This window comes from Streptomyces sp. NPDC014864, from assembly GCF_043081525.1.
Classification (GTDB): Bacteria; Actinomycetota; Actinomycetes; order Streptomycetales; family Streptomycetaceae; genus Streptomyces.
Map to the genome: position 1 here is coordinate 147,753 of NZ_JBIBWT010000001.1, position 10,258 is coordinate 158,010.

Annotated in this window: 9 protein-coding genes; 1 reads left to right on the forward strand and 8 read right to left on the reverse strand. The window is 72.0% G+C overall.

Annotated features, from left to right (window positions below):
- Positions 1 to 3: 3 nt before the first annotated feature.
- From ACF1A5_RS00710 to ACF1A5_RS00720, 3 genes are all read right to left on the reverse strand, one after another.
- Entirely contained in the window at positions 4 to 474 is a 471-nt protein-coding gene (locus ACF1A5_RS00710; RefSeq protein WP_392190659.1) for a VOC family protein, read from the reverse strand.
- 121 nt (positions 475 to 595) lie between these two features.
- The gene (gene rarD, locus ACF1A5_RS00715; protein WP_392191184.1) at positions 596 to 1,666 is read right to left on the reverse strand and encodes an EamA family transporter RarD; all 1,071 of its coding nucleotides are present in this window, start codon (positions 1,664 to 1,666) and stop codon (positions 596 to 598) included.
- A 199-nt stretch (positions 1,667 to 1,865) separates the two neighbouring features.
- Positions 1,866 to 2,720 (reverse strand): SDR family oxidoreductase, encoded by an 855-nt coding sequence (locus tag ACF1A5_RS00720; protein ID WP_392190660.1) that lies wholly within the window; start codon positions 2,718 to 2,720, stop codon positions 1,866 to 1,868.
- Between the two features lie 90 nt (positions 2,721 to 2,810).
- Here ACF1A5_RS00720 and ACF1A5_RS00725 point away from each other — a divergent pair, with 90 nt between their 5' ends.
- Positions 2,811 to 3,230 (forward strand): winged helix-turn-helix transcriptional regulator, encoded by a 420-nt coding sequence (locus ACF1A5_RS00725; protein ID WP_392190661.1) that lies wholly within the window; start codon positions 2,811 to 2,813, stop codon positions 3,228 to 3,230.
- Positions 3,231 to 3,246: 16 nt separating this feature from the next.
- On the opposite strand, the gene ACF1A5_RS00730 is transcribed toward ACF1A5_RS00725, so the two are convergent.
- The 5 genes from ACF1A5_RS00730 to ACF1A5_RS00750 all read right to left on the reverse strand — a co-directional run bounded on the left by ACF1A5_RS00730 (position 3,247) and on the right by ACF1A5_RS00750 (position 10,185).
- Positions 3,247 to 4,326 carry a 2-oxoacid:ferredoxin oxidoreductase subunit beta gene (locus tag ACF1A5_RS00730; RefSeq protein WP_392190662.1) on the reverse strand — a complete coding sequence of 360 codons (1,080 nt, stop codon included), beginning with the start codon at positions 4,324 to 4,326 and terminating at the stop codon, positions 3,247 to 3,249.
- A complete protein-coding gene (locus ACF1A5_RS00735; RefSeq protein WP_392190663.1) occupies positions 4,319 to 6,247 on the reverse strand; it encodes a 2-oxoacid:acceptor oxidoreductase subunit alpha in 1,929 nt (642 codons plus the stop codon). The genes ACF1A5_RS00730 and ACF1A5_RS00735 overlap by 8 nt, the downstream gene beginning before the upstream one ends.
- A 274-nt stretch (positions 6,248 to 6,521) precedes the next feature.
- Complete coding sequence (locus tag ACF1A5_RS00740; protein ID WP_392191185.1) at positions 6,522 to 7,181, reverse strand: LuxR C-terminal-related transcriptional regulator; 660 nt, start codon at positions 7,179 to 7,181, stop codon at positions 6,522 to 6,524.
- A 277-nt stretch (positions 7,182 to 7,458) separates the two neighbouring features.
- Positions 7,459 to 8,847, reverse strand: a complete 1,389-nt coding sequence (locus ACF1A5_RS00745) for a sensor histidine kinase (RefSeq protein WP_392190664.1) — start codon at positions 8,845 to 8,847, stop codon at positions 7,459 to 7,461.
- Positions 8,848 to 8,982: 135 nt separating this feature from the next.
- On the reverse strand, positions 8,983 to 10,185 hold the full coding sequence (locus ACF1A5_RS00750; RefSeq protein ID WP_392190665.1) for a sensor histidine kinase: 1,203 nt from the start codon (positions 10,183 to 10,185) through the stop codon (positions 8,983 to 8,985).
- Positions 10,186 to 10,258: the final 73 nt, after the last annotated feature.

A 10,258-nucleotide genomic window follows, 5' to 3' on the forward strand; every position in this document is an offset into this window, starting at 1 on the left:
TCGTCAGCACACGCAGAACTCGTTGCCCTCCGGATCCGCCATCACCACCCACTCCCCGGCGGGCTCCCTCACGTGGCGCAGCACGCTCGCCCCGAGCTTCTCCAGCCGCTCCACCTCCACCACGCGCCGGTCCTCGCCGGGGTGCAGGTCGAGGTGGAGCCGGTTCTTGCCGCTCTTGGGCTCCGGCACGCGCTGGAACAGCAGCCGCCGCCCCAGTCCGGTGCCGCGCTCCTGGTCGTAGGGGTCGTCGGGATGGCGTACGCCGACCAGGTCCCGGAAGGCGGCGCGGCCGTGGAACTCCACGGTGGCCGCGCCCGGCAGCGCGCCGAGTTCCAGCAGCCGTTCGACGAGTGCGCTGTTGTCCTCGACCTCGTAGTGCAGCGCGCCGGCCCAGAAGTCGGCCTGCGCGTGCGGGTCGGCGGCGTCGATGACGAGCTTCCAGTGCAGCGGGATCGCCGCCGGCGTCTGAGTCATGTCACCAGTCATATGCGTTGCGTGAGCCGCGGACCAGGGGAACGCCGGAATCCCACCCGGCCCGACACCGCACCCCTGCGACGGCAGCTCCTGCCGAGCGGCACGCGCGGGCAGACGCTCCCTAGGCTTCCGCCGAGTCGGCCACCGGCCCCGTACCCGGCTCACCGGCGCCCGCCCCGGAGCCCGCCTGGGCGGGGACCGCCCCCAGGCCCGGTTCAGGGGCCACCGCTCCCGGGACCACCTGCGCGGCCACCACAGCGGAGGCCGGCAGGGTGTCCGCCGCCCCGGAGGCCCGCCCGGACCCTGCCACCCCGGACCCCGCCACCGTCCGCGGCGGGATGCCGAGCGTCGCCCGGAGCCGGGACGCCCGGCGCGCGGCGCGCAGCCCGTCCCAGGTCAGCAGGGACAGCGCCAGCCACACCAGGGAGAACCCGGCCCAGCGCTCGACGGGCATGGCCTCGTGGAAGTAGAGGATGCCCAGCAGGAACTGGAAGACCGGCGCGAGGTACTGGAGCAGCCCCAGCGTCGACAGCGGCACGCGGATCGCGGCGGCGCCGAAGAGGACCAGCGGCAGCGCGGTGACGAAGCCGGTCGAGGCGAGCAGGGCGGCGTGCCCGGCGCCCTCGGCGGCGAAGGTCGAGCGGCCCTGGGCGCTCAGCCACAGCAGATAGCCGAGCGCCGGCAGGAACTGGATCGCGGTCTCGGCGGCCAGCGACTCGACGCCGCCGAGGCCGACCTTCTTCTTCACCAGGCCATAGGTGGCGAAGGAGAAGGCGAGGCACAGGGAGATCCACGGCGGACGGCCGTACCCGACGGTGAGCGTGAGCACGGCCGCGAGGCCGACGCCGACCGCCGCCCACTGCACGGGCCGCAGCCGCTCCTTGAGGATCAGGACGCCCATGGCGATGGTGACCAGGGGGTTGATGAAGTAGCCGAGGGAGGCCTCGACGACATGGCCGCTGTTGACGGCCCAGATGTAGACGCCCCAGTTGACGGTGATCACCCCGGCGGCCAGGACGACCAGTGCCAGTCGGCGCGGCTGCCGCAGCAGCTCGCCGGCCCAGGCCCAGCGCCGTACGGCCAGCAGCGCGACGGCGACGAAGGCCAGGGACCACACCATCCGGTGGGCGAGGATCTCCGCCGCCCCGGCCGGCCTCAGCAGGGGCCAGAACAGGGGGACGAGCCCCCACATCCCGTAGGCCGCGAAGCCGTTCAGCAGTCCTGTGCGCCGCTCCCCGCTCGACCTCTCGGACACGGGCCCCTCCTTCGTGCGTGACTGCGTCCCGTGCAGCAAGGACGAAGGTAACGCCGAACACCCCCGCCTGTCATGTCCGTATCGCCATACGGTCATGACAGGCGGGGAAGGGGGATCCGAGGGTCCCGCCGGGGCGTCAGCCCTTGAGTGCGGCGGTGATCGCCTCGGCGACCGGCGTGGCCGGCCGGCCGATCAGACGGGAAAGGTCCCCGGAGCCGACGACCAGCTCGCCCTTCTCGATGTGGGCGTCCACGGCCGCCAGGATCGCGGCGAGCGGCGCGGGCAGCCCGGCGCCGGTCAGGACGGCCTCGTACTCCGCGACGGAGATCGGGGTGTACGCGATCTCCCGGCCGGCCTGCCTGCTCAGCTCGGCGGCGAACTCGGCGAAGCTCCATGCCTCGTCCCCGCCCAGCTCGTACGTCGAGTTCTCGTGGCCCTCGCCGGTCAGCACCGCCACCGCGGCGGCCGCGTAGTCGGCGCGGGCGGCGGAGGAGACCCGGCCCTCTCCGGCCGCGTGCACGAGGACGCCGTGCGCGAGCGCCGGGGCGAGCTGCTCGGTGTAGTTCTCGTGGTACCAGCCGTTGCGCAGCAGCGAGTACGGCAGGCCCGAGGCCTTCAGCGCCTGCTCGGTGCCGCGGTGGTCGTCGGCGAGGGCGGCCCGCAGGGTGCTGGGCGCGCTGGTGTACGCGAGCAGCGCCACGCCGGCCGCCTCGGCGGCGTCGATGACGACACGGTGCTGCCGGACCCGGTCGTCGGTGATCTCGTTGCCGGAGACGAGCAGGACCTTGTCGCCGGCCGCGAACAGGCCGTCGAAGGTCTCCGGCGCGTTGTAGTCGGCGACCGCGATCCGCACGCCCCGCTGCGCGAGGTCGGCGGCCTTCTCGGGGGAGCGCACGACCGCGGTGACGTGGCCGGCCGGAACCTTCTCCAGCAACTGCTCGACGACGAGGCGGCCGAGGTGTCCCGTGGCTCCGGTGACGACGATGCTCATGACGGAATCTCCTTGAAGGGGGTGTCTGACACTCACCCTAGGAGATGCGCTAACTATTGGAAAGTACCCACTTTCAAGTAAGGTACGGGCATGACAGTAAGTACCCCGCCGAGGAGCACCGGGCGCGACGGCGACGCGGCGATGTGCCCCCACCGCCTGGTCCTGGACCACGTCACCAGCCGCTGGGGCGTGCTCGTCCTGATCGAGTTGCTGGAGCGTCCCTGCCGCTTCGGTGAGCTGCGCCGGGCCGTCGGCCGGGGACGCGGGCGGACCGTCAGCGAGAAGATGCTGACCCAGACGCTCCAGACCCTGGAGCGCGACGGCCTGGTCCACCGGGACGCCAAGCCCGTCATCCCGCCGCGCGTCGACTACTCCCTCACCGGTCTCGGCCGCGAGGCGGCCGAGCACGTGCGGGCACTGGCGCGCTGGACCGAGGACCGTCTGACGGAGGTGGAGCAGGCCCGCCGGGCATACGACGAGGCCCGGGCGCCTGGGGCCCGGGCCTCGTGACGAAGAGCCGACACGCTCAGCCGACGACCGTCCAGGTGTCGCCGCCGGCCAGCAGCGCGGCCAGGTCGCCCTTGCCGCGCTGTTCGATCGCCGTGTCCAGCTGGTCGGCCATCGCCGTGTCGTAGACCGGGCGGTCGACGGACCGGAAGACGCCGATGGGGGTGTGGTGCAGCGTGTCCGGGTCGGCGAGCCGCGACAGCGCGAACGCCGTGGTCGGCGAGTCCGCGTGGGCGTCGTGGACCAGGACGTCGGCCTCGTTGTCCGCGGTGACGGTGACGACCTTGAGATCGCCGGTCTGCCGGTCCCGTACGACACCGCGCGCGCCGTCCGCGCCGAAGCGGATCCGCTGCCCGTGCTCCAGCCGGATCAGGGCCTCCTCGGCCCGCTGCCGGTCCTTCAGGGCGTCGAAGGCGCCGTCGTTGAAGATGTTGCAGTTCTGGTAGATCTCGATCAGCGCGGTGCCCGGGTGGGCGGCCGCGGCGCGCAGCACCTCGGTCAGGTGCTTGCGGTCGGAGTCGATGGTGCGGGCCACGAAGGAGGCCTCCGCACCGATCGCCAGCGAGACCGGGTTGAAGGGCGCGTCCAGCGAGCCCATCGGCGTCGACTTGGTGATCTTGCCGACCTCGGAGGTCGGGGAGTACTGGCCCTTGGTCAGGCCGTAGATCCGGTTGTTGAACAGCAGGATCTTGAGGTTGACGTTGCGGCGCAGGGCGTGGATGAGGTGGTTGCCGCCGATGGACAGCGCGTCGCCGTCGCCGGTGACCACCCAGACGCTCAGGTCGCGCCGCGAGGTCGCGAGGCCCGTGGCGATGGCGGGCGCGCGGCCGTGGATGGAGTGCATCCCGTAGGTGTTCATGTAGTACGGGAACCGGGAGGAGCAGCCGATGCCGGAGACGAAGACGACGTTCTCCCTGGCCAGGCCCAGCTCCGGCATGAAGCCCTGGACCGCCGCCAGGATCGCGTAGTCGCCGCAGCCGGGGCACCAGCGCACTTCCTGGTCCGACTTGAAGTCCTTCATGGACTGCCTGGCATCGGCCTTGGGCACCAGAGTGAGCGCCTCGACCGTGCCCGTGCCTTCCATGGACGTCTCAGCCATCGATGGCCTCCTTGAGAGCCTTGGCGAGCTGCTCCGCCTTGAACGGCATGCCGTTCACCTGGTTGTACGAGTGCGCGTCCACCAGGTACTTCGCTCGCACGAGTGTGGCGAGCTGCCCGAGGTTCATCTCGGGGATCACCACCTTGTCGTAGCGCTTCAGGACCGCGCCGAGGTTCTTCGGGAAGGGATTGAGGTGGCGCAGGTGCGCCTGGGCGACGGACTCCCCGGCCGTCCGCAGCCGGCGCACGGCGGCCGTGATCGGGCCGTACGTCGAGCCCCAGCCGAGCACCAGGGTGCATGCCTCGTGCGGGTCGTCGACCTCCACGTCGGGCACCTCGACGCCGTCGACCTTGGCCTGGCGGGTGCGCACCATGAAGTCGTGGTTGGCCGGGTCGTAGGAGATGTTGCCCGTGCCGTCCTGCTTCTCGATGCCGCCGATGCGGTGCTCCAGGCCCGGGGTACCCGGGATCGCCCACGGACGGGCCAGCGTCCTGGCGTCCCGCTTGTACGGCCAGAACACCTCGGTGCCGTCGGCGAGCGTGTGGTTCGGGCCCTGCGCGAACTGCACCCGCAGGTCGGGCAGCTCGTCCAGCTCGGGGATGCGCCACGGCTCGGAGCCGTTGGCCAGGTAGCCGTCGGACAGCAGCATCACCGGGGTGCGGTAGGTCAGCGCGATCCGGGCCGCCTCCAGCGCCGCGTCGAAGCAGTCGGCCGGGGTGCGCGGGGCGACCACCGGGACCGGCGCCTCGCCGTTGCGGCCGTACATCGCCTGCAGCAGGTCCGCCTGCTCGGTCTTGGTGGGCAGGCCCGTCGACGGCCCGCCGCGCTGGATGTCGATCACCAGCAGCGGCAGCTCCAGCGACACCGCGAGGCCGATCGTCTCGCTCTTCAGCGCGACACCCGGCCCGGACGTGGTCGTCACCGCCAGCGATCCGCCGAAGGCCGCGCCCAGCGCCGCGCCGATGCCGGCGATCTCGTCCTCGGCCTGGAAGGTCCGCACACCGAAGTTCTTGTGCTTGGACAGCTCGTGCAGGATGTCCGAGGCCGGGGTGATCGGGTACGAGCCCAGGAACAGCGGCAGGTCCGCCTGGCGAGAGGCGGCGACCAGACCGTAGGCCAGAGCAAGGTTGCCGGAGATGTTGCGGTAGGTGCCGACCGGGAAGGCCTGGGCGGCCGGGGCGACCTCGTAGGAGACCGCGAAGTCCTCCGTCGTCTCGCCGAAGTTCCAGCCCGCGCGGAAGGCGGCGATGTTGGCGGCCGCGATGTCCGGCTTCTTGGCGAACTTCGACTTCAGGAACTTCTCGGTGCCCTCCGTGGGCCGGTGGTACATCCAGCTCAGCAGGCCCAGCGCGAACATGTTCTTGCTGCGCTCGGCCTCCTTGCGGCTGAGCTCGAACTCCTTCAGCGCCTCGACCGTCAGCGTGGTCAGCGGCACCGGGTGGAGGTGGTAGCCGTCGAGCGAGCCGTCCTCCAGCGGGGAGGCGGCGTAGCCGACCTTCTGCATCGCGCGCTTGGTGAACTCGTCGGTGTTGACGATGATCTCCGCGCCGCGCGGCAGGTCGCCGATGTTGGCCTTCAGAGCGGCCGGGTTCATCGCGACCAGTACGTTCGGCGCGTCGCCCGGGGTGAGGATGTCGTGGTCGGCGAAGTGCAGCTGAAAGGACGACACGCCCGGCAGGGTGCCGGCGGGCGCCCGGATCTCGGCCGGGAAGTTCGGCAGCGTCGACAGGTCGTTCCCGAAGGACGCGGTCTCGGAGGTGAAACGGTCACCCGTGAGCTGCATACCGTCGCCCGAGTCGCCCGCGAACCGGATGATCACCCGGTCCAGACGCCGGACGTCCTTCGTCCCGGCCGCCCCGCGCTGCTCTCCCACGACGGCTCCGTCGGCCTGCTCCGCTGGACTGCTGACCTGGCTGGTCACTGAACTGGACCTCCTTCGAGGCGGCTGTGCGGGAGCGGCCTTCCCGAAGACCTTCCCAGGATCAACCCTACGACCGTGAGGGTCGCCTTCCTTGTGCCGTTCGCATCGTGGACGCGCTCATGAGACGCCCCTGTGCCCTGATGTGTCCCTCTTCCGTGCCTTTCTTCACACCGGGAAGACGCCTCCCGTCGGCTGTACGGTTCTAGGCTCGTCCCTCCGCCTCTTGCCGCGTTCGTATCTCGCTCGATCCCGGTGTCCGACCAGTGTCGGCCCCTCACGAGTTCAGATAGGTGAGCACGGCCAGAACACGCCGGTGGTCCCCGTCGCTCGGAGACAGACCGAGCTTCATGAAGATGTTGCTGACGTGCTTCTCGACCGCGCCGTCGCTCACCACCAGCTGCCGGGCGACCGCCGAGTTCGTCCGCCCCTCGGCCATCAGCCCCAGCACCTCGCGCTCCCGCGGGGTCAGCCCCGCGAGCACGTCCTGCTTGCGGCTGCGCCCGAGCAGCTGTGCGACCACCTCGGGGTCCAGCGCCGTACCCCCCTGGGCCACCCGAACCACCGCGTCCACGAACTCCCGCACCTCGGCCACGCGGTCCTTGAGCAGATAGCCGACCCCGCGACTGGAGCCGGCCAGCAGCTCGGTGGCATACCGCTCCTCCACGTACTGCGACAGCACGAGCACGCCCAGATCCGGGTGCGTCCTCCGCAGCCGCACCGCCGCCCGCACCCCCTCGTCGGTGTGCGTCGGCGGCATCCGCACGTCCGCCACGACGACGTCCGGCAGCTCGCCCTCCTCGTGCAGCGCGGTGACGGTCTTGATCAGCGCGTCCGCGTCGCCGACACCGGCCACCACCTCGTGCCCGCGGTCGGTCAGCAACCGGGTCAGGCCCTCCCTGAGCAGCACCGAGTCCTCGGCGATGACCACCCGCACCCTGTCCTCCACCTTCGCCGCCCCCCGCTTCGTGCCACGCCCGTCCCTGCGGCCGCGGCTTCGACCACGACATGGTCCAGCATTCCAGTACTTGGGCCCGGGCGCGCCCGAGCCGGGAGATCAGGGGAACAGTGGTGCGGATTAGGCCGTTCGGTGGCCTGTTCGTGATGGGTGAGCTGATCTAGGGAGGAAGAGAGGGGGAGGCCGAGAGGCGGGCGGGGAGTGACACGCGGACGCGAGGGGGAGTGAGAGGCGGGCCGGAGGGGAGAGGCGCCGTTCAGCGCCGCCAGGGCAGCTCCGCGGTCACCCGGGTGGGCCCGCCCGCCGGGGAGTCGACGACCAGGATCCCGTCCACCGCGTCCAGGCGCTCCGTCAGCCCGGCCAGCCCCGAGCCCCCGGACGTGTCGGCGCCGCCGACGCCGTCGTCCGTCACCTGCAGCAGCAGCCGGTCCTCCGCGCGCCACACGTCCACCGAGGCGGAGCGCGCCCCGCTGTGCCTGCTGATGTTCTGCAGCAGTTCGGAGACGGTGAAGTACGCGATCCCTTCGATCGCCGGGGCCGGCCGCTCGGCCAGGTCCACCTCCACGCGCACCGGAACCGTGCACCGGGAGGCGACCGCGGAGAGCGCGGCGTCCAGCCCGCGGTCCGTCAGCACCGCCGGATGGATCCCGCGCGCCAGGTCCCGCAGCTCCTGCAGTGCCGTCTTCACTTCGCCGTGCGCCTCGCCCACCATCCGCGCGGCCGCTCGCGGGTCCTCCGCCAGCTTCTCCTTCGCCAGCCCCAGGTCCATCGCCAGCGCCACCAGCCGGGCCTGCGCCCCGTCGTGCAGGTCCCGCTCGATGCGCCGCAGGTCCGCGGCGGCCGTGTCGACGACGACCCCCCGGTCCGACTCCAGCTCCACCACCCGCGCCGACAGCCGCGACGGTCCGAGCAGCCCGAGCACCAGCAGCCGGTCCACCGTCGTCAGCGCACGCACGATCCACGGCGCGGCCAGCGTGAACAGCATCCCGACGAGTGCGGTCACCGTGATCTCGAACGGGTTGTCGAGAAAGACGCGGTGGTGCTCGTCGCCGTAGAGCTGAAGGCCGCCCTGTCCGGCCCACATCGGGAACACCCAGAACCACAGCGGATACGTCAGCAGCGACCAGCCCAGCGTCCAGACGGTCACGGCAACCGTGAAGGAGAAGACCGCCCACGGGAAGTGCAGCACCGCGTACAGCATCGCCCGCCACGAGGTGCCGCTCCTCAGGACGGCCCCCATCCAGGCCGCCGGGCCCCGGTCCCGTGGACGCAACGGCTGCGGCTCGCCCACCTCCAGGCCGAGCAGCCCGCGCGCCCGCGCCCGCTCCATCGCGCCGAAGCCGCGGCAGCCCGCCAGACCCGCCGCCAGCACGGGTACGCCGAGGAAGGTGACCAGCAGACCGGCGCCCACCGACACCATCGTGACGGTGCAGGTGAACAGCAGGATGCTGATCGGCAGGCTCAGCAGGACGTACCCGAACTCGCGCAGGCTGCGGCCCTCGAAGGGCGCTCGCAGGCCGGCGGGCAGGCGGTGCCGGCCTGGGCCGGCCCCCGTGCCGGTCCATGGGTCCGTGCGCGGGTCGGTCCGTGCGCCCGCACCTGTTCCCGAGGTCTGTCCGTACCCCTGTCCGTATCCGGTGGCCATCGGTCTCGTCCCGTTCCCCTCGTCCGTCCTGAGGTCCGCGCCAGGCGGTCCGTGGTGTGCGGTCTCCAGCCTGTTCGGGTCCGGGGCACGGGACCATGGAGCGCGTCGGCGTCCCGGCCGGGGGGTTTTCCCCACCTACCGCCGGTCGGGGACCTCGGTCCGGTCCCGCCAGGGCAGCTCGGCCGTGACGGTCGTGGGGCCGCCCGGCGGAGACTCGACCACGAACAGGCCGTCGACGGCGTTCAGGCGCTCGGCCAGCCCCCGCATCCCCGTGCCCCCGTCCAGGCGCGCTCCGCCGCGGCCGTCGTCCCACACCTGGATGAGCAGCCGGCCGTCGGTCCGCCACACGTCGACGGAGGCGGACCGTGCCCCGCTGTGCTTGCTGACGTTCTGCAGCAGCTCGGAGACGGTGAAGTAGGCGATGCCCTCGATGGCCACGGCCGGACGTTCGTCCAGGTCGGCGGTCACCTTCACCGGAACCGTGCAGCGCGAGGCGACCGAGGAGAGGGCCGCGTCCAGGCCGCGGTCGGTCAGCACCGCCGGATGGATGCCGCGGGCCAGGTCGCGCAGCTCCTGCAGCGCGAGCTTCACCTCGCCGTGCGCCTCCTCGACCATCGCGGCGGCGGAGTCGGGGTCCTCCAGCAGCTTCTCCTTGGCCAGCCCCAGCCCCATGGCCAGATGGACCAGCCGGGCCTGCGCGCCGTCGTGCAGGTCCCGCTCGATGCGCCGCAGGTCGGCGGCCGCGGTGTCGACCACCACACCCCGGTCGGACTCCAGTTCGGCGATCCGCCGCTCCAGCTCGTCGGACGGCGACAGCAGCGCGCGTGCCATGGCCCGGTCCGCGTTCGTCAGTGCCCGCGCGACGAACGGCAGCACCGGCCACAGCACGAACAGCGAGGTCAGGGTCACGGCGAAGGTGAGGACGCCCCACGGCAGCCGTATGACCTCGTACAGGGCCGTGCGCCAGGCCACCGGGTCTGCCAGCGTCAACCACAGCCGGTTGAACCACCCCTTCGTCCGGTGCAGCGGCAGCGGACTCGGTTCGTCGATCCGCAGGGCGAGCAGGGACCGGAGCCGGGCGCGTTCGAGCCGGCCCAACTGCCGCGCCCCCAGCAGCCCGGCCGCGAGCAGCGGCAGCCCGACGACGGTGAGCGTCAGCCCGGCGCCGGTGGTGAGCACGACCACGACGTAGACGAAGCCGACCAGTGACACGGGCAGGTTCGTCAGGAGATGCGTGATCTCCTTCCAGGTGGGCAGGTCGTAGGCGAGACGGGCCGGGGGCAGGCGATCCTCGGGGCCGGACGCCGCCGGACCGGCGGCGGGGGTGCGTGCGGTCATGGGGGTCAGCGTGCCGTGCGGCGCGGCCCCGCGCCATGAGGTCGGCCGCCCCGGTGGACGGGGGAAAACCCCA